The sequence below is a fragment of the Lysinibacillus sp. YS11 genome, assembly GCF_002896375.1.
Taxonomy (GTDB): Bacteria; Bacillota; Bacilli; order Bacillales_A; family Planococcaceae; genus Lysinibacillus; species Lysinibacillus capsici.
In genome coordinates this window covers 3,090,928-3,110,874 of the sequence record NZ_CP026007.1, presented here as the reverse complement: position 1 = coordinate 3,110,874, position 19,947 = coordinate 3,090,928, and the positions used below count along the sequence as shown (strand labels likewise).

Sequence of the window (19,947 nt, the reverse complement as noted above, 5' to 3'; positions counted from 1 at the left end):
TTTAGGGGTGGTTAAATGGATATTCACATCGTCTCGCCTAATGATTATGGGCAGATTCATCGATTGAGAGACTATTGCTTTCCAAATAAGTACTCAGGGGCTCGTCGAGAGGATTTTCATTATTGGATTGAGCAAAGCACGACCTTAGGTGCTTATGATGACAAAAAAATTGTTGGGCAGCTATTAATATTACCGCTAAATATTACAGTGCATGGAGTTTCATTTAAAATGGGAGGCATCGGCTTTGTTGCAACGTATCCTGAGTATCGACAACAGGGTATTATCAAAAGGCTTATGACAGAAGCGCTGCAAAAAATGAGAGACAATGGACAAACGATTTCAGTATTAGCGCCATTTTCTGTGTCCTTCTATCGTTATTTTGGTTGGGAATTATTTTTTGAGAAGCTCCATTATACAATCCCTCAAACTATGTTTCCCTCTTTAGGGAAACAAGTAGACGTCATGAAAAGGATGAGCTTTGAGTGGTTAGATCCTGCGCTCTTTCAGATGATTAAGGATTTTCATAATGCACAGGCAATCATTCGAAATGGTGGCATGGTAAGGGATGAAGGATGGTGGAAAAGACTTGAAAGAAGGAGTCCAGATAGTCACTTTGCTGCCTATTTTCAAGGCAGTAACATAGAAGGCTATATTCGTTATACGATTCGAGATGGGGCATTTACTATCCAAGACTTTGTTGTAGCAAATCTCTTAGCTGAACAAGCTATGTGGCGTTATATGACATCTCATGCAGCAAGTGTCAGTAGCATAACGGGAGTTACTAGTAATCATTATCCTTTTGGCTTTTATTTCAAGGAGCCACAATTCAAAAGGGAAGTCATACAGGATGTGATGATTAGAGTAGTAGATGTTTATGCATTTATGCAGCAGTATCCGTGGAAGGATATTCAAGAAACATTAACGATTCGTATTGAAGATCCATTTTGTCTCTGGAATGAGCATATTTATCAAATAAATAAAAATGGTCAGGTCGTAATAATTGAGACAAGTTCAATCTCTGACAAGCATATGTTAACACTACCAATTAATCTTTTTTCTGCGATGATGGCAGGTTATCTTTCTGTCAAAGAAACAGTTGTCTATGCTAATCAACCTACGGTAGAAAAGGTGATCGAACAGTGGGAATGGGCAATTCCTACTGAAAAGCCAGCATTTTATGAGTATTTCTAGGTATTGAATAATAAGGAAATTTAAAAATTTTTTGGCTTTTTTTCTGGACTATACCAGTTGATTATAATCATTAATTTCACGACAAAATTGATATAGCCCAATTTTGTAAATAACTTGATATAAATAAATTTAATGTAAAATTTATATTGTGGTATATACCAATAGGTGCTATTCTCAAAATAAGTAAGCGATTACACAATCGAAGAAAATAAAAGGAGTGTATCGAATGAAAAACATCATGTTAGTGTGTGTAGCAGGTATGAGTACTAGTTTATTAGTGTCGAAGATGCAAAAAGCGGCGCAAGAGCAAAATATTGAAGCCGATATTTACGCCATTGCTGAAGGAGAGGTGGAAAAGATCTTAGCGACAAAGAAGGCTGATGTTCTTTTATTAGGCCCACAGGTTCGTTATTTGAAAGGTTCATTTGAAACAAAATATAAGGATAAAGGCTTTCCAATCGATGTGATCAATATGGCGGATTACGGCATGATGAACGGTGAAAATGTCCTGAAACAGGCTCTACAACTAATTGGATAAAAGAAGGGGCAATGGGTAATGGAAGATACAGCATTAATGGCGTCCATTATGGGACTGATTGTGCATAGTGGAAATACGAAAAGTGAGTGTATGGAAGCTATTCAGCTAGCAAAAAAGGGGCAAATTGAGGCAGCAAAAGAAAAAATCAAATTAGCGAATGAGTCATTAATTGAAGCGCATCATGCTCAAACGGGGTTACTGTCTCAAGAAGCAAGGGGAGAAAAGGTAGAGGTTTCGATGTTATTAATTCATGCCCAGGATCATTTAATGAATGCTATTACTTTTCGAGATTTAGCACAGGAAATGATTGAGCTATATGAACGAATTCAAGGGGAGTAACATCAAATTTTGATGTTATCAATAAAAAGCAAAGGGAGTGTATGTGAGTGTTCCGTTTTTTAGAAGAAAAGTTTGTACCGGTTGCTGCTAGGGTTGGGAATCAGCGTCATTTAGTTGCCATTCGTGACGGATTTATTACGATTATGCCTTTAACGATTGTGGGATCTTTGGCTGTACTTATTAACAATTTGCCTATTAAATTTTATCAAAATACACTCGATGCCATTTGGAAACATGAGACATGGACTCAATTCGGCGGTAATATTTGGAGTGCTACATTTAATATCATTTCACTGCTACTTGCCTTTACTGTTGCTTATCATCTTGCTAAAAGTTATCAAAAAGATGGTCTGTCTGCTGGAGTAATTAGTTTATCAAGCTACATGACGTTTGGGACTTTCGCGGAAGGCGGATTAACCGGCTTAACAACAGGCACGGGTGGTATATTTATTGCTCTGATTGTAGCACTACTTTCTACAGAATTGTTTTGTAGATTGTCTGGTAATCCTAAACTACTAATTAAAATGCCAACTGGTGTACCACCAGCTGTTTCCAAATCATTTGCTGCGTTACTTCCTGCCATTATTACGATTGGAATATTTGCTTTAGTACGTACAATTATTTCAGCAGGTTTTGATATACCAGATATTGTCGGGTCCTTCTACTCTGCGATTCAAGAGCCATTTATGGGTCTAACAAATACATGGCTTGCTGCTTTAATTTTGGCATTTATACCTACATTTTTATGGACACTTGGCGTACATGGAGCAAATATCATCGAACCATTCATGCAAACGATTAATTTACCAGCTATTAATGAAAATGTTGCAGCAATCTCTGCTGGTAAAGTTGCGCCTTACATTGTCAATAAACCATTCTTTGATGCTTTTATTAATATGGGAGGCTCTGGTACAACAATAGCACTTATTATTGCGATTTTCATATTTGCGAGAAAGAATAAGCAATATAATACAGTTGGGAAATTATCCGCAGCACCTGGGATTTTCAATATCAATGAGCCATTACTTTTTGGGTTACCAATTGTATTAAATCCGGTTTTATTTGTTCCGTTCATTTTGACACCAATGATAAACGTAACAATTGCATTCTTTGCAACGAAATGGGGCTGGGTGCCAGCCGCTACCGTTTCACCGCCTTGGACAACACCGCCGATTATTAATGGCTTTTTAGCAACTCAATCTTGGCGTGGTGCTGTTTTGAGTATGGTCTTAATTATCATTGCTGTTTGTATTTATCTGCCATTTATCTCGATGGCGAACCGTATGGCAAGGCAGAATGAGCAAAAAGCTGCTTTAGCGGCACAGAGTGAGGAATCTGTAGTGGAATCCAGAGGACAAAAAGTGGAAGTATAAGCATCAATTAACGGAGGGTTTGAAGTGAAAAGATTAGGAATCTCGCTATATCCGCAGCATAGTACGCTAGAGGAGATGAAGCGCTATGTTCAGGTGGCTCATGATAATGGCTTTGATCGTATATTCACATGCCTAATGTCCTTAAAACAGGATGAGGAGCGTCAAAAATTACAACAAATCAACGAATTTGCGCAACGCCTCGGCTTTGACATATCCGCTGATATTGCACCAGGTGTTTTTGATGATTTAGGCTTAACTTATAGGGATATTGGCTATTTAAAAGAACATTATTATTTGGCAGCCTTACGTTTAGATATGGGATTTTCAGGTCAAGAAGAAGCGTTGATGTCACTTGATGGAAGTCATCTAAAAATAGAATTAAACATTAGTAATGGTACGAAGTATGTAGATAATATTATCTCTTATCAGCCCAATAAAGAGAACATTATCGGCTGTCATAATTTTTATCCAAAACGATTTACGGGGCTATCTCGTCAGCATTTTTTACAAACGTCACAACACTTTAAAGCGCACAATGTGAGAACAGCAGCAATGATCTCCTCACAACATGGTCAATATGGACCTTGGGAGCAAACAGAGCACGGGTTACCTACATTAGAGGAACACCGTTATCTCCCAATCACTGTACAGGCGAAAGATTTATGGCATACAGGGTTAATTGACGATTGTATTATTGGCAATATGTTTGCTTCTGAGGAAGAACTACGTGCATTAGGACAATTAAATCGTAATAAGCTTGAGTTAAGGGTTGTCCAGTCTGAAGACACAAGCATTTTAGAGGAGACGATTCTTTATAAAGAGCCTCATTTTAATCGGGGTGATGTGTCTGAATACGTGATTCGGAGCACCCAATCCCGTGTGAAATATAAAAATGGAGATTTTCCTGTGCATGATATACGGCCATTAAAAAGAGGAGATGTCACGATTGATAATAATTTAGATGTTCGTTATAAGGGAGAGCTACAGATTGTGCTAAAGGACATTCCGAATACAGGATCGAGTAATGTCGTAGCTAGCATTGTAGAGGAAGAACTATTTTTATTGACATACATTCAACCATGGGCATCATTTGGATTTACAAAGTAAAGAAGAGTGAGAAAGAGATTGAGTCATCAATCTCTTTTTCTTTATGTGGTTGAGCATAATGTTATATAAGATTTACCTGATTAATCAACTAATTTTAATGTACTATTTTACCATATATAGCAGAATTGGATGAAATATTTTTATGGATTATTATTTCAAAGGATTTAAGTAGATAATTTTGACTTTTTCTTTATATTTTTATCTTGAACAATAACATGATAAAATGTAAGATAGGTTTTGATTTTATCTTAGTATATAACTAGGTTTACTAATAAAATTTCATAGATGGAGAGTGTCAGGATGTTACATCAATTTTCACGTAACGAGCTCGCAATAGGAACAGAGGGTCTCGAGAAATTAAAAAATACAACGGTTGCCATTCTTGGTGTGGGTGGTGTCGGTTCATTCGCGGCTGAGGCATGTGCACGAAGCGGAATCGGCCGTATTATTCTAGTCGATAAGGACAATGTAGATATCACAAATGTCAACAGACAACTTGTTGCATACTTATCAACAGTTGGTCAATCAAAATCAGCTGTCATGAAAGAGCGTATTGCAGATATTAACCCAGCATGTGAAGTGATTGACATGCACATGTTTTATACGGAAGAAACCTATGAAGAATTTTTTGCACAAGGCATTGATTATGTAATCGATGCAAGTGATACAGTGATGTATAAAATTCATATAATGAAGGAATGTTTAAAGCGTAATATTCCTATTATTTCAAGCATGGGTGCAGCAAATAAGATGGACCCTACTCGCTTCCAAATTGCAGATATTTCAAAAACACATACAGACCCATTGGCTAAAATCATTCGTACTAAGCTACGTAAAGAAGGTATTCATAAGGGTGTTACGGTTGTATTTTCAGATGAAAGTCCAATTGTCGTACGTCCAGATGTTGTCGAACATGTAGGTAAGCCTGATGCAGCAATTCGAAAAGCAAAGATGCCACCTTCATCTAACGCTTTTGTACCGTCAGTAGCAGGTTTAATTGCAGCAAGCTGGGTAGTCAATACCATCCTAAAAGATGTGAAAATTACGCGCGTACAAGGTTAATACCAAATACGTTGCTTTGGTAATAGTCAAAAAACAGCATAAATGTTCATTTTCGTAGAAGTAGCTGCCTTAATTGTATTTAGAGGTAGCTACTTTTTCTATGTTACAATTAGACCGTTGTAAAAAAGGAGGCCTATACAAATGGAAAAAATTTATCAAATGGAGTATAGAGGTTTAAATCTTTTCGACGAGATTAGCACAGTAGAGTTAGCTATAGATGAAGAAAACCAAACTATACATATTTTTGATGTTGGACAGGTTGTCAGCCCCATTTTTAATTTTGATGTATCAGCCTACGAATTGTCAGATGGTTTTTATAAAATGGCTGATGTTCTGCGACACAAAAAAATCTTAACGAATCAACAATCAGGTAGTGATTTAACATTAAGTGAATGGTTAATTATGAACAATGCTTATTTTTATATACCTCAAAAGCGCATTAAAAAATATGTGCATGGAAGTATTATTGAAATTATCGATCGAGCAAACGAACCATGCTTATTTGATGATTATCTACAAAGGGTATAATTTTACCAAAATAGTTCCTCTTATGTACATAAAATGCTATTAATTCACGAAATTGTCTTATTTTTTTCATGTCCACACTACTTCATATGGTTTATTGCTATAATTTGAATCATCCATTAGATAATCGATCAGTTTGTTTGGGATGCTTGGTGCTACTCAGTGAATAGACAGAAAGCTAAACAGCAAATGACATATGGGAGAGTGGGAAAATGGAAATTCAAGTAATTCGTGATCATTTAGATATTGTTAAACTTCAAGAGAAAATGAATGCCATTGTATTTGACTATTTGGATACATCCAACAACTATCCGAAAGCCATGAGAGAATTGAATCCTTTATATATACAAGTCACTACCTATTATAAGGAATATGTTAATCAGCGGGCAGGGGAATTACCGAAAGCAAATACGTATTGGCATTTATTTATCGATTGTTGTGCAAAATTATGCTACTTTTTAGCTGCATCGACTTATTATTCTTCGAATGCTTTGCAAAAAACGCCTGAAAAAGTAGAGCATTTATTAAAAATAGCAGCCTATTCCTTACCGAGTATTGAGCAGGAAGAGAATGAGCAATTATTAGAAGATATCATGGCTCTTTTAACTGAAGTGCTAGAGGATGAAGAAAAAGCAACAAACATACGCAACGAAGTACTGTCACAAAAAGGTGAAGTGAAGCAATGTCTTCAACAATTTAAATTATTTGTGGAACAAGAACTTCCTGCATAAACCTTAGACAATAATAGACTATCTATTTTCTGAAAATAGCCTATACGTCAAGAATCTACGTAACTTATTGGGATTTAAATCAGTTTTTTCTACAATGTTCGATGTGGAAAGAGAGTGATTTACTTGCCTCTTTTAGTAGCGTGGGTTCTTTTTTATTATGACGAAAGTAAAAAGGCATATTTTCTTGAAAGGTATTTATGTTTTTTTGTCGAATTATAGTTAGAAAATTGGTAATATATGTGCTCACGCTGTAAGAACTTAGCTGAAAGAACTTATTGGAAGGGGGCTAAGCAATGATTGTAAATGGAATAGAAATAGATTTGGCGAATTTGGAAAAGCCGCTTTTATTAGTTAGTGAGGAAGATGAACTTTTATTTCTACAGCTTATCCAACCTACAATTGCACAGGAGCTTATTCAATGTCAATTAGCGCTCTCAACAAGGAAATCTATTTCATTGGTCAAAGATATTTGGTTGGCTATGTATAGAGATCGAGAAAAGCTGTACATCAATAGCGGTCATGCCATGCTTTATCCAATACGTTTAATTCTTTTTGAACTAGTCACACAAGCAGAATATTTCCAACGCTTAGCAAAAAAATCACGTGGCGATGAATGTCTTTCCCTTATCTATGCAGTTATTCTTTTGCAATTTGTCTTGCAATGGTTAAAAGATCGATTTAGTGGAAATAAAGAGGTATATGGTGCATTAAAACGGTTATACAGAGTGTCGGATGATGAATTAAGTAATGAGCCCTCCTGTGAAACAAGAGAACAAAAAATTGCACAAGCAATTGCTGTAAAAGCAATTCGCTTTGAGGTGAGAGAAAACAATCAAGAGTTCGCCAGCTTGCTGTATCAGTCGTATAATTTGATTGTTTTTTTGCATAGTAAGGAAAAAGAAGGAGATGTGGAAGAGTCCATTTTGCCATCACTTCGACATTTGGCAGAACCATTAAATTTGTTTTACCAAGAACGATATACAACAAATAACCCGAGCTTTACAGGATGATTGCTAGAGTAGCCTATCCTGTTGTTATATAAAAAGCAAAGTCATTTCAATTACTTAAGATAGTGACTTTGCTTTGTTTTATTATTTCTTATCTTGAAATGATTTTAGTTTGTCGTAGATGCCAGCCATGCGCTTTTCCTCACCAGCAATAACAGGTTTGTAGAATTCAGTTCCTACAAGTTCGTCTGGCAAATATTGCTGGTCTACCCAACCACCAAAAGTACCGATCGGTGTGTTATGAGGATATTGATAGCCAACGTGTCCTAAATCTTTTGCACCCTCGTAATGAGCATCTCGCAAATGATGAGGTATATCACCTGTTTTGCCTTCATGAATAGCCTTAATGGCAGCATCAATTGCCACAATGGCTGAGTTGGATTTTGAGGCAAGGCACATTTCAATGACAGCACTGGCAAGTGGGATACGTGCCTCTGGTAATCCAAGTCGTTCAGCTGCTTGAATAGCAGCTAATATATGAGGTCCGACTTCGGGATTAGCTAGACCAATATCCTCATAGGCCATAACAAGTAGGCGTCTGCTGACAGCCACTAAATCGCCTGTTTCCAATAAATGCGCTAGATAATACAGAGCAGCATTGGTATCACTGCCACGCACAGACTTTTGCAGGGCTGATAGTAAATTATAAAAATGTGATCCTTTTTTATCGCCATACACACCAATTCGACTAATGAGATGTTCAATGACATGGTCGGCAGCAACCGTTTGTCCATCCACCTCATCACTGGCATAGTAAATGGATTCTAGCAAAGTTAACGCCTTTCGTGCATCTCCGTTTGCTGCGGCTGCAATTTGTTCAATTTGTGATGGTGTTAAGGCAAAATGATATTTACCTAGTCCGCGTCTTTCATCAGCAAGTGCTTTTTCAACTAGTTCTATTAAATTTTCCTTCGTTAAGCGTTTTAGCTGGTAAATTTCGCCACAGCGTGAACGAATCGCTGGATTAACATCATGATAGGGATTTTCTGTCGTGGCACCAATTAATATAATTGATCCATTTTCTACATGTGGTAACAGTGTATCTTGCTGTAATTTATTGAAACGGTGAATTTCATCTAGGAAAAGTATTACTTTCCCTGAAATTCTTGCTTCTTGTACAATATCTTCCACATCTTTTTTGCCAGCTCGTGTGGCATTATGTGCGAAGAAAGGGAGCTTGGAACTTCCTGCAATGGCATTGGCAATGGATGTTTTACCGATACCAGGTTCTCCATATAGCAACATGGAAGGGACATGTTCATTTTGAATCATTTTATAAAGGGCTGTGTTGGGACCAATGAAATCCTGATGACCAACAATCTCATCAAGGGTTAAAGGTCGCATTCGAAAAGCGAGTGGTTCATTGTGCAAAATAACTTCCCCTTTCTGTCGTTGTCATTTTTTGCTTCATACATTTTTTTACGCTAAAATAAAGCACTCATATGGATTTTGAACGATTATGAATCGCTTTAATTAGTATATCATATCCTTCTAGGTGTATTTCCGAGTTCATCAAGAGGAGATTATGATATACTGTTGGTAGTATTTTGACTAGACTAATTGAGGGTGATAAAATGAAAATTTCAACAAAGGGTCGTTATGGGCTTACAATTATGATTGAATTAGCAAAGCATTATGGGGAAGGGCCAATTCCCTTGCGTAAAATTGCGGCGGAAAAGGAGCTTTCAGAGGCATATTTAGAGCAATTAGTATCTCCGCTTCGTAATTCAGGCTTAGTAAAAAGTGTACGTGGTGCTTATGGTGGTTATATGCTAGCAAATCCACCTAGCGAAATTTCAGCAGCCCATGTTATTAGTGTGCTAGAAGGGCCGATTCAACCAGTAGAGGGTATTGAAAATGAAGAAGCCCCGCAACGTGAGTTATGGCTACGTATTCGTGATGCAGTAAAAAACGTGTTAGATACAACGACAATTGAAGATTTAGCACAATATACAGAAGAAAATGTAGTGGAAGGCTACATGTTCTATATTTAAAATAGTTTAAGCTAAAGCGCTACTCCTGCATTCACTTCATCTTTTTGGGAGATTGTGAACTATTCACATCTCAATGGCTATTTTTACGATGAGTGATGTGGGTTTTGTGCTTTTATCTCGATTCAGCAAATGTTTTGTACTAAAATGAACCACTAAGTACGGAAGACTCCCCACTTATAGAGGAGCGAAGAACACTTGTATTATTTTGCAAGCATTAACTGAATCAAGCGAAAGCCTCTGGCGGATGTCACAGAGTTTAAAAAGGAGTTTTCAACATGAATTCATATATCTATCTCGATCATGCGGCCACATCTCCAATGAATGGCCAAGTAATAGAAGCGATGACGACTGCTATGCAAGAGGTATTTGGCAATGCATCGAGTATTCATAAAGCAGGTCGAGAAGCAAGGAAATATCTAGATGATGCACGTGAGCTATTGGCGAAATCAATTGGTGCGCAAGCAGGGGAAATTATTTTCACAAGTGGTGGCACAGAAGCTGACAATATGGCAATTTTAGGAACTGTCTATGCCCGTGCAAATGAAGGAAAACACATCATAACAACGCAAGTAGAGCATCATGCAGTATTACATACATGTGAAAAACTTGAACGTGATGGTTTTGAGGTGACCTATTTACCTGTTGATCAAAAAGGGCGTGTCGCGATTGAGGATGTCCAAAAAGCCCTTCGTGATGATACCATTTTAGTGACAATTATGTATGGAAATAATGAAGTTGGAACGATACAGCCAATTGCTGAGATTGGCGCGCTATTGCGTGAGCATAGTGCCATATTCCATACAGATGCGGTTCAGGCTTATGGCTTAGAATCCATTGATGTAAATGAATTACAGGTGGATTTATTGAGTGTATCTGCTCATAAAATCAACGGTCCAAAAGGTGTTGGATTTCTTTATCAAAAAGCAGGAACACCGTTAGCAAGTTATGCTCTTGGGGGCGCACAAGAGAAAAAACGTCGTGCAGGTACTGAAAATATACCTGCCATTATTGCTTTTGCGACTGCAGTGCAAGTTGCAAATGAGTTGCGTGAAGAAAAGCGTTCACTATACAATCACTTTAAGCAAATTATGCTTGCTGTTTTTTCACAGGAAAAGCTAGCATTCCATGTAAATGGTGATGAGGTGTATTCGTTGCCTCATGTCTTAAATATTAGCTTTGCAGGCATGGAGGTAGAATCATTTTTAGTGAACCTTGATATGGCAGGTATCTATGTTTCGAGTGGTTCGGCATGTACTGCAGGATCGATTGATCCTTCTCATGTGTTAGTAGCAATGTTTGGACAAAGTGCAGAGGAGCTACGAAATTCAATCCGATTCAGCTTTGGGCAGGGTTTAACGGAAAAGGATATACAAGATGCAGCAGAAAAAACGGCTCAAATTGTGAAAAAACTAGCTAAAAAATAATTTGCAAAATACTTATGTTATGTTTCGTTAAAATATTGAAACATAAACTGTAATTAGATAAAAGAAAAGGTGACCACAATGAAAGAAACACGTGACCCCTCTCAAATTCGAGTTGTTGTCGGCATGTCAGGTGGGGTAGATTCATCGGTGGCGGCATACTTGTTAAAACAACAAGGGTATGAAGTAATCGGGATCTTTATGAAAAACTGGGATGATACAGACGAAAACGGTGTTTGTACAGCAACGGAAGATTATGACGATGTAATAAAAGTATGTAATCAAATTGGTATCCCATACTATGCTGTCAATTTCGAGAAACAATATTGGGATAAGGTTTTCACATACTTTTTAGAAGAATATAAAGCAGGGCGTACACCAAATCCTGATGTTATGTGCAATAAAGAAATTAAATTTAAAGCATTTTTAGAGCATGCCATGAACCTTGGTGCTGATTATTTAGCGACAGGTCACTATGCACGAATTGATCGTAGTGGTGATGGTGAAGTTAGAATGTTACGTGGCGTTGATGATAATAAAGATCAAACATACTTTTTAAATCAATTATCGCAAGAGCAATTGGCGCATGTAATGTTCCCAATTGGTGATATAGAGAAAAAAGAAGTACGAAAAATTGCAGAAGAAGCTGGCCTTGCTACGGCAAAGAAAAAAGATTCAACAGGCATTTGCTTTATCGGTGAACGTAATTTCAAAGAGTTCTTAAGTCAATATTTACCAGCACAACCTGGGAAAATGGAAACAATGGATGGCGTTGTAATGGGCCAACACGATGGTTTAATGTACTATACACTTGGTCAACGACACGGGCTTGGTATTGGTGGGGACGGCGAGCCTTGGTTTGTGCTAGGAAAAGATTTAGCGCGTAATGTTCTACTTGTCGGACAAGGCTTTGACAATGAATATTCGTATTCAACATCTTTAACAGCTGTGAAAATGAACTATACTTCGACAAAAAAATTGCCTGGGAAATTTTCTTGCACAGCAAAATTCCGTTATCGTCAAACCGATACACCAGTAGAAGTTGAAATTTTACCAGATGGGCGTGCACACATTACATTTGCAGAACCTGTACGTGCAATTACACCTGGCCAAGCTGTAGTGCTATACAACGGAGAAGAATGTATGGGTGGCGGAACGATTGATGAAGTCTTTAAAAGTAATGAAAAACTAACATATGTTGGATAAATTGCGTTAAGACTGCTTTTATGGCCTCTTGGCTTCCTAAAAGCAGTCTTTCGCTACATAGAGGTGAAGAACAAATGAATTATAATGAACAGGGCATCCAAGCATTTCAAGAAAAACGTTATGAGGATGCTGCTCAACTATTTACAAAAGCAATAGAGGCAGAGCCTGAAAATGCTATTGGGTATGTAAATTTCGGCAATTTATTAGCCGTATTAGAGGATACTGAACGTGCAGAGCGTTTCTTCCAAAAGGCAATCACTGTAGATGAATCAGCAGCTACAGCCTATTACGGTCTAGCGAATTTATATTACAATGCTGAACACTATGCCGAGGCCGTGAAGCTATATGAGCAAGCGCTAAAACATCATATTGAAGGTGCCGATGTCTATTATATGATGGGGAAATGCTTTGAACGGTTGGATAACTCAAAATTGGCATTACCTTATTTACAACGTGCGGTAGAAATTGCTCCAGAGGATACACAGATTCGTTTAGCCTATGCGATAGTACTATGTGCATTAGAAATGTTTGAGGAAGGGAAGAAGGAACTGGATCTCTTGATTGAACAGGATTGGAATAATGCAGATGCACATTATAATTTAGGCGTACTATATGCAGTGTCTACCGAACAAACAGAGGATGCAATGTATCATTTGAAACAAGCCTTTACCTTACAACCTGAATATGACCAAGCACGTTATATTTACGATATGATTGCTCAACGATTTAACTGATAGATAATAAGCAGCGAGTGAATGTTGATTAACATTCTTGCTGCTTTTTTATTGATTTTATCTAGTAATACAGAAAAAATTGTTTATTTTTTCATAAATTGAATCTCTTTCTCTTTTAATTCTAGTTCAAACTTGGTAATGTATGTCATGCAGGAAAGGAAAAGGTGACAGAATGAATAAAGTTTTTATTGCACTATTACTTGTAACAGCACTTGCTGCAATTGAGGGAACTATTGTTAGTACTGCTATTCCGAGTATTACGGCTGATTTATTAGGTGTAGACTTAATAAGCTGGATTTATTCTGCTTATTTACTAGCTTCAGCCATAGCGGCGATTATTTTTGGTAAATTAGCCGATTTATTTGGTCGTAAACGGATGATTATTACTGGTATCATTATTTTTTTAGTTGGTTCTATGTTATGTGGTTTAGCTCAATCCATGGAGCAATTAATTGTTTTTCGAGCAATTCAAGGTATTGGCGCAGGTTCAATTTTACCGATTACATTAACAATGGTTGGTGAATTGTTTAAGACTGAAAAAGAGCGTGCCAAAGGACAAAGCTATTTAAGTATGGTATGGGGCGTTTCTGGTGTAGTAGGTCCGTTATTTGGAGGCTTTATAGTTGACCAAGTATCTTGGCATTTTATTTTCTTCATTAATGTACCGTTTGGTTTAGCCTCTATTTATTTAATTGCTAAACATTATAAAGAACAACTAGAGGCAGTGAAGCGTAAAATTGACTACCTAGGTGCAGTGTTTTTTACAATTGGCATGGTTGCGTTACTGTTTGTTATTATCGAAAACAGTAAAACACAAACCTGGTTATCAGGTCAATCGCTGCTAATGTATGGTGTTGCTCTTGTATTCTTAAGTATTTTTATCTGGGTGGAGTTACGAGCAGAGGAGCCAATTATTCCGTTAACACTATTTAAAAATGGACGACTAATGGTCATTAATGCATTAACTTTAAGCGGTATGTCTATTGTCATTGGTGTAACGGTTTATATTCCTATATTTGCTCAAAGTGTTTTAGGCAAAAATGCAACGCAGGCTGGTTTATTATTGACGCCAATGTCTATTTTTTGGACGGTGAACTCGATTATGGCAGGTTATTTAATCGGTCGTTTAACAAATAAACGCATTATCCAAATGGGTACGATTTTACTTGTTACGGGTACACTATTGTTGGCAAGACTATCTTCAGGTTCTAGTGATTTCAGCGTTTATTTCGCATCATCGTTAATAGGGCTAGGGATGGGCTTTATTATGCCGATGTTGATGATTTCCATACAAAAGGTGGCAGATCCAAAGCAACTTGGTATTTCAATTGGTTTGAACTCTTTTACAAATACATTTAGCCAAGCGATTGGTGCAGCGCTATTTGGTATGATTTTCAACCTGGCAACGAGTGAAAAAATGGCTTCATTAGGAAAAGGTGAAATTCAATTAAATGGTGAATTTGCAAAAGGTGGGTTTAATTTAGAAGAAGTAAACTTTTTAAAGGACACTATTGCGAATGGCGTCAGTTATATATATATAGCTACCTTTATTTTTGCTATTGGTGCTCTTATTTTCTCCTTTTTTGTAGCAACGAAATCTACAAGGAAAGCGCAATAGTGAATAAAAAGTAAAATCCACCTCACATTCTGTGATCAAGCAGCGTGTGAGGTGGGTTTTTCATTTGACGACTAAACCATAGAATAAATTTACTTTTTGAATAGAGTGTCATCAATTATTTGATTGCCAGGTAGTTCCGTTAAGTATTTCGCTAAATGTGCGATGGGGGTACTGTCTAGCAATGAAGGTTCGGCTTCATTTTCTTTTAAAATATTGATTTCCTTATTCAGTCGCTCCATTTTTCGATCTAATTCAGCTGCTTGTAGTGCGGCTTCCTTTAATTCATGTCGAATATGCTCAGGTACTTCTTTGTTATACTTATAATAAATTTTGTGTTCTAAGCTTGCCCAGAAATCCATTGCAATTGTACGAATTTGGATCTCTGTATAGACCTTTTCCATATGGTCTGACATAAAGATAGGAATTTTAATAATAAGATGTAAGCTTTGGTAGCCATTTTCTTTTGGATTGGCTATATAATCCTTCACCTCAACAACTTCCATGTCATGCTGTGCTTGTAACATGGCACTTACCTTGTAAATATCCTCCACAAAGGAACAGGTGATGCGAGCACCAGCTATATCGCGGATATTTTCACGCACAGCCTCTATTGATGGCGGAAGCTCTTTTTTCATCATCTTCGTTAAAATACTTTTAGGTGATTTTACACGTGTAGATACATGCTCAATTGGATTATATTCATGAATTAACTTAAATTCTTCTTGTAATATATTAATTTTCGTTTCCACTTCCTGTAGAGCAAATTTGTAAGCTAAAAAGAAGCGTGTTAATTCAGTTTGAAAAGATTTTAAAGTGTTTACTTCTAGTTCAGTTTTCATCGTTTGTAAATCCTTTCTTTTACGGTTTGTTCAATTTTTATTTTTTGTATAGCTGTGATGGCAACGAGATACTTCCAAATGGAATTTTCTATAGCTCTCCATAAAAGAATGTTTGATGCACAAGTAAACGTAATGATTTGCCCTGCATCTGATTCATTAATAATATACCTTCTATGATGAACTTCAATCCTATCGTCAATGATAAATTTTTATTGATTGAAAGCTTCCATAAATAAACAATTAATATAGGCAAACTAATACGAGCTATATAAAAATTAAACGGACCAAAAGTTATCCACCATGTTCTGTATCCACTATGAAAGCCTACACCATAGGGGATCACGGTGATCATCTCTATAAGAAGAGCGGAAAGCATAAAAATAAGGTAGGAAAAAAATATGTAGTTTAGTCATGGAAGCCCCCTGTGGTTTATGCTATACAATATATAACTCACATGACAATGAAAAGGTTTCAGAAATAGGGGCAAGGAAGAAATGCAGAAGAGGGTTTGAGGTTAAACAAAGGGAACCATTTGTCCCCTTGTTTCAACTAATAATTTCAGCATTTAAGTTATAGCGCTTATTAAACTCATCAACGAAAATTTGTAAATCAATATAGGTTCCAATATAAGGCTCTGTTTCTTGATCGCGTAAGAACCCACATGTTGCCTTTAGTGATTTTGAAAATTCCAATAACATTTGTTCGTTGTCAAGTTGTACATGAATCGCAAGAGAATGATCTTTTTTATTCACTTTAAAATACTTACCATCTATGATTCTCTCTAAATTAGTTTCTTGAAATGGAAAAACATAATCTTTATAAATGAGCTTCACAAGATCCCGCCTTTTTTACAATATTCGACTACATCTGTATAAGGTAAATCGCCACCAAAAATTGAGAGCGCACTTCCAATGGTTACATGAAGTTTTCCGTGGGCTAATTCATTAAATTTTTCTAAGTCTTCGATTGAACGAACGCCACCTGCATAGGTAGTTGGAATAGATGTCCATGCAGCTAAATCCTGTACCAAGCTTTCCTGCATACCACCCTTTTTTCCTTCAACATCGACAGCATGTATTAACAGCTCATCACAAAAGTCTTCAATATAGGCAATCGACGCAGCATTGACTTCGAAATGACTAAATGTAGTCCATTTATCTGTCATGACAAACCACTTTCCGTCACGCATCTTACAACTGAGATCAATGACAAGGTGTTCTTTACCAATTAATTGATTTAAGCGCTTTAAACGCGCTAAATCGAGCTGACCATCATGAAAAATATAGGATGTGACAATGACATGCGAAGCACCTGCGTCTATATACTTTTGAGCATTGTCAGCCGTAATGCCACCACCTATTTGCAAGCCTTGAGGATAGGCTGTTAAAGCGGATAGGGCAGCTTCTTCATTACCAGAGCCTAACATAATAACGTGTCCACCTGTTAAACGATCTTGGGCAAACATTTGTGCATAGTGGCTAGCGTCATGTTGAGAAATAAAGTTTTCTACAACTGCTTGATTTGTATATCCCAAAGTGCTACCTACAATTTGCTTTACTTTGCCATCGTGTAAATCGATGCAAGGTCTAAATTCCAATAATTTCACAATCCTTCCGTGCAACTAATTCATACTAATCATAGCATGGAACGGAGGATAAAGGCAGAGAATTGTCATTTGTCAAAATAATGTAAAAATAACGAAGTGAATATATTTTTGTCTGCGATATTTTCATGTGGCTATGGTAAAATAAAAAGATTGAAAACTATAAGAAAGGACGGACCGAACATGACAGATCATTTAGATTTATTTGAACTCAATAAATTTTTTATACTCGGACGTCCGATCGTCTCTATCTTTCATAATGCGCAAAATATGTATTCGATTGTACGTGTGAAAATTCAAGAGACGAATTTGCAATATGAAGATAAGGAGATTATTGTTGTTGGTTATTTTCCCCCACTACAAATGGATGAACAATATCGATTTACTGGTATTTTAAAACAGCATCCTAAATACGGTGCTCAATTTCAAATTGAGACATTTACAAAAGAGGTACCTGCAACTGAGCAAGGAATTATTCATTATTTATCTAGTGACCTCTTCGTAGGGATCGGGAAAAAAACAGCTGAAACGATTGTTGAAAAACTAGGTGCTAATGCACTCCGTGTTATTTTAGAAGATCCTAGTGCCCTCGATGCTGTTCCGCGTCTATCCGCTGAAAAAAAAGAAGTCATTCACCGCACTATTGAGCAAAACTTAGGCTTAGAGCGGGTCATGATTCAATTGAATGAGTGGGGATTTGGTCCACAGCTTGGGATGAAGATTTATCAAACCTATCGAACAGAAGCCATTGAATTACTGACAGAAAATCCATACCGCTTGATTGAAGATGTGGAAGGGGTGGGTTTCTTTCGAGCCGACGAGCTAGGTGCGAAATTAGGTATAACTGGTAAACATCCTGATCGTGTCAAAGCAGCGATTTTACATATTTTAAATACAGCAGCTTTATCGGATGGACATGTTTATCTAGATGCAGAACAGGTTTTACCGCTCGTTAAGGAAATGCTTGAACAAAGCCAACGACAGGAGATACCATTCGAGGATATTTCTCAAGCCTGTATCAGACTCCGTGAAGAAGGCAAAATTTGTGGTGAAGAGACAAGGTTATATTTGCCATCACTCTATTTTTCAGAGGTAGGGATTGCATCGAAAATCTTATCGCTTATCGAGCGGAATAATAAGGCTGAACATTTTAGTAAAGATGAAATTCGAAAAGCCATTGGAGAAACAGAGGAGCTACTCAATGTTACCTATGCAGAAACACAAGCGAATGCCATCGAACAGGCTTTAAATTCAGCTGTTATGATTTTAACGGGTGGTCCTGGTACGGGGAAAACCACTGTTGTACGGGGAGTCGTAGAAGTTTATGCAAAGCTTCATGGGCTATCCTTAAATCCAAAAGAGTATGCTCAAAAAGAGGAGCCTTTTCCGATTATTCTTTGTGCGCCGACTGGACGTGCTGCTAAACGATTAGCCGAATCAACAGAGCTTCCTGCGATGACCATCCATCGACTGCTCGGTTTTACAGGGCAAGAAAAAGAGGAAGAAACAGAGCGGGAAGTAACAGGTAAGCTGATTATCGTGGATGAAATGTCAATGGTTGATACATGGCTTGCCCATCAATTATTAAAAGCTTTACATGAAGATGTTCAAGTTGTCTTTGTTGGAGACCAGGATCAGCTTCCACCAGTAGGTCCAGGACAGGTGTTAAAGGATTTATTAGCATCCAAGCAGCTACCAACTGTCGAGCTAACAGATGTTTATCGACAAGCAGAAGGCTCAACGATTATTGAACTTGCGCATCAAATAAAAAAAGGAACGATTCCACAAGAGTTAACAGCTAAAACCTCTGATCGTTCGTTTATTAAGGCTTCAGCAGACCAAGTTGCCAACGTTGTAACTCAAGTTGTCAAAAGTGCTGTCGCAAAGGGCCAGGAAATCCGTAATATTCAAGTGTTGGCGCCCATGTACAAAGGACCAGCTGGTATAGATAATTTAAATAAAATGATTCAAGAGCTTATTAACCCAAATGATACTGGCACACGAAAAGAGCTAGTCTTTGGGGATGTCACCTATCGAATAAAGGATAAAGTTCTTCAGCTTGTCAATCAACCTGAAAGCAATGTCTTTAATGGAGATATGGGTGAGGTCATTAGTATTATTAAGGCGAAAGAGACGATCGAAAAACAAGATTTACTGATCGTATCCTTTGATGGCATTGAAGTGACCTATCAACGAAGCGACCTCAATCAATTGACACTAGCTTATTGTTGCTCCATCCATAAATCACAGGGCTCTGAGTTTCAAACGGTCATTATGCCAGTGGTTAGAGGGTATTCCAAAATGTTACGGCGTAATCTTTTATACACAGGTATTACACGTGCTAAAAACTTTTTGATTTTATGTGGTGAACCAGATGTGCTTGCGGATGGTTTACAACGTACAGATGACCTTCAGCGTTTCACCTCTTTACGTGCAAGACTTAACCCAATGGAAATTGAGGAAGAACTTGTGGAAGTCGAGGCAGTGCCAGTAGATAATGAAGGGATGCAGGAGCCTGTTTCCGTTGAACAAAAGCTAACAGTAGAAACAGCCCCTTATATTCATCCAATGATTGGTATGAATGATGTCTCTCCATATGATTTTTTGGATGAATAAAATATATATTCCCGATTAGACTGTCTAATCGGGTTTTTCTAAT

20 protein-coding genes are annotated in these 19,947 nt (G+C 37.3%); 15 read left to right on the top strand and 5 right to left on the bottom strand.

The annotated features are described in order from the left end of the window. Window positions 1–15 precede the first annotated feature (15 nt). The 9 genes from eis (at window position 16) to LBYS11_RS15420 (ending at window position 7,876) form a co-directional block, all read left to right on the top strand. Window positions 16–1,191, top strand: a complete 1,176-nt coding sequence (gene eis, locus LBYS11_RS15460; protein ID WP_103118483.1) for a GNAT family N-acetyltransferase — start codon at window positions 16–18, stop codon at window positions 1,189–1,191. Between the two features lie 226 nt (window positions 1,192–1,417). Beyond that, window positions 1,418–1,729: a PTS sugar transporter subunit IIB gene (locus LBYS11_RS15455; protein WP_103118482.1), complete on the top strand. Its 312-nt coding sequence runs from the start codon at window positions 1,418–1,420 to the stop codon at window positions 1,727–1,729. Between the two features lie 18 nt (window positions 1,730–1,747). Beyond that, window positions 1,748–2,068, top strand: coding sequence for a PTS lactose/cellobiose transporter subunit IIA (locus LBYS11_RS15450; protein WP_004226783.1), 321 nt, complete (start codon window positions 1,748–1,750; stop codon window positions 2,066–2,068). A 47-nt stretch (window positions 2,069–2,115) separates the two neighbouring features. Then, complete coding sequence (locus LBYS11_RS15445) at window positions 2,116–3,441, top strand: PTS sugar transporter subunit IIC (protein WP_103118481.1); 1,326 nt, start codon at window positions 2,116–2,118, stop codon at window positions 3,439–3,441. A 24-nt stretch (window positions 3,442–3,465) separates the two neighbouring features. Then, entirely contained in the window at window positions 3,466–4,548 is a 1,083-nt protein-coding gene (locus LBYS11_RS15440; RefSeq protein ID WP_103118480.1) for a DUF871 domain-containing protein, read from the top strand. Window positions 4,549–4,848: 300 nt separating this feature from the next. Continuing rightward, window positions 4,849–5,610 carry a tRNA threonylcarbamoyladenosine dehydratase gene (locus LBYS11_RS15435; RefSeq protein WP_048392126.1) on the top strand — a complete coding sequence of 254 codons (762 nt, stop codon included), beginning with the start codon at window positions 4,849–4,851 and terminating at the stop codon, window positions 5,608–5,610. Between the two features lie 141 nt (window positions 5,611–5,751). Then, on the top strand, window positions 5,752–6,138 hold the full coding sequence (locus LBYS11_RS15430) for a hypothetical protein (RefSeq protein WP_103118479.1): 387 nt from the start codon (window positions 5,752–5,754) through the stop codon (window positions 6,136–6,138). Between the two features lie 209 nt (window positions 6,139–6,347). Next, window positions 6,348–6,866, top strand: a complete 519-nt coding sequence (locus LBYS11_RS15425) for a hypothetical protein (RefSeq protein ID WP_048392128.1) — start codon at window positions 6,348–6,350, stop codon at window positions 6,864–6,866. A 293-nt stretch (window positions 6,867–7,159) separates the two neighbouring features. Beyond that, window positions 7,160–7,876 carry a hypothetical protein gene (locus LBYS11_RS15420; protein WP_103118478.1) on the top strand — a complete coding sequence of 239 codons (717 nt, stop codon included), beginning with the start codon at window positions 7,160–7,162 and terminating at the stop codon, window positions 7,874–7,876. Window positions 7,877–7,957: 81 nt separating this feature from the next. Here the strand turns inward: LBYS11_RS15420 and LBYS11_RS15415 are convergent, their stop codons facing one another. After that, complete coding sequence (locus tag LBYS11_RS15415) at window positions 7,958–9,244, bottom strand: replication-associated recombination protein A (protein ID WP_103118477.1); 1,287 nt, start codon at window positions 9,242–9,244, stop codon at window positions 7,958–7,960. Window positions 9,245–9,447: 203 nt separating this feature from the next. Between LBYS11_RS15415 and cymR the strand changes: the two genes are divergently transcribed. The 5 genes from cymR to LBYS11_RS15390 all read left to right on the top strand — a co-directional run bounded on the left by cymR (window position 9,448) and on the right by LBYS11_RS15390 (window position 14,846). Next, window positions 9,448–9,867 carry a cysteine metabolism transcriptional regulator CymR gene (gene cymR, locus LBYS11_RS15410; RefSeq protein ID WP_004226809.1) on the top strand — a complete coding sequence of 140 codons (420 nt, stop codon included), beginning with the start codon at window positions 9,448–9,450 and terminating at the stop codon, window positions 9,865–9,867. A 275-nt stretch (window positions 9,868–10,142) separates the two neighbouring features. Then, complete coding sequence (locus LBYS11_RS15405; protein WP_048392131.1) at window positions 10,143–11,291, top strand: cysteine desulfurase family protein; 1,149 nt, start codon at window positions 10,143–10,145, stop codon at window positions 11,289–11,291. Between the two features lie 78 nt (window positions 11,292–11,369). After that, on the top strand, window positions 11,370–12,494 hold the full coding sequence (gene mnmA, locus LBYS11_RS15400; protein ID WP_048392132.1) for a tRNA 2-thiouridine(34) synthase MnmA: 1,125 nt from the start codon (window positions 11,370–11,372) through the stop codon (window positions 12,492–12,494). Between the two features lie 74 nt (window positions 12,495–12,568). Next, window positions 12,569–13,228 (top strand): tetratricopeptide repeat protein, encoded by a 660-nt coding sequence (locus tag LBYS11_RS15395; protein WP_103118476.1) that lies wholly within the window; start codon window positions 12,569–12,571, stop codon window positions 13,226–13,228. 172 nt (window positions 13,229–13,400) lie between these two features. Beyond that, complete coding sequence (locus tag LBYS11_RS15390) at window positions 13,401–14,846, top strand: MDR family MFS transporter (protein ID WP_048392134.1); 1,446 nt, start codon at window positions 13,401–13,403, stop codon at window positions 14,844–14,846. 89 nt (window positions 14,847–14,935) lie between these two features. On the opposite strand, the gene LBYS11_RS15385 is transcribed toward LBYS11_RS15390, so the two are convergent. The 4 genes from LBYS11_RS15385 to hisA form a co-directional block, all read right to left on the bottom strand. Beyond that, window positions 14,936–15,685 carry a GTP pyrophosphokinase gene (locus LBYS11_RS15385; RefSeq protein WP_048392669.1) on the bottom strand — a complete coding sequence of 250 codons (750 nt, stop codon included), beginning with the start codon at window positions 15,683–15,685 and terminating at the stop codon, window positions 14,936–14,938. An 88-nt stretch (window positions 15,686–15,773) separates the two neighbouring features. Further along, window positions 15,774–16,037, bottom strand: a complete 264-nt coding sequence (locus LBYS11_RS23770; protein WP_233732116.1) for a hypothetical protein — start codon at window positions 16,035–16,037, stop codon at window positions 15,774–15,776. Window positions 16,038–16,230: 193 nt separating this feature from the next. Next, window positions 16,231–16,518 (bottom strand): hypothetical protein, encoded by a 288-nt coding sequence (locus LBYS11_RS15375; RefSeq protein WP_048392136.1) that lies wholly within the window; start codon window positions 16,516–16,518, stop codon window positions 16,231–16,233. Then, a complete protein-coding gene (gene hisA, locus LBYS11_RS15370) occupies window positions 16,515–17,282 on the bottom strand; it encodes a phosphoribosylformimino-5-aminoimidazole carboxamide ribotide isomerase (protein WP_103118475.1) in 768 nt (255 codons plus the stop codon). The genes LBYS11_RS15375 and hisA overlap by 4 nt, the downstream gene beginning before the upstream one ends. 189 nt (window positions 17,283–17,471) lie before the next feature. Between hisA and LBYS11_RS15365 the strand changes: the two genes are divergently transcribed. Further along, window positions 17,472–19,904: an SF1B family DNA helicase RecD2 gene (locus tag LBYS11_RS15365; protein WP_103118474.1), complete on the top strand. Its 2,433-nt coding sequence runs from the start codon at window positions 17,472–17,474 to the stop codon at window positions 19,902–19,904. Window positions 19,905–19,947 lie beyond the last annotated feature (43 nt).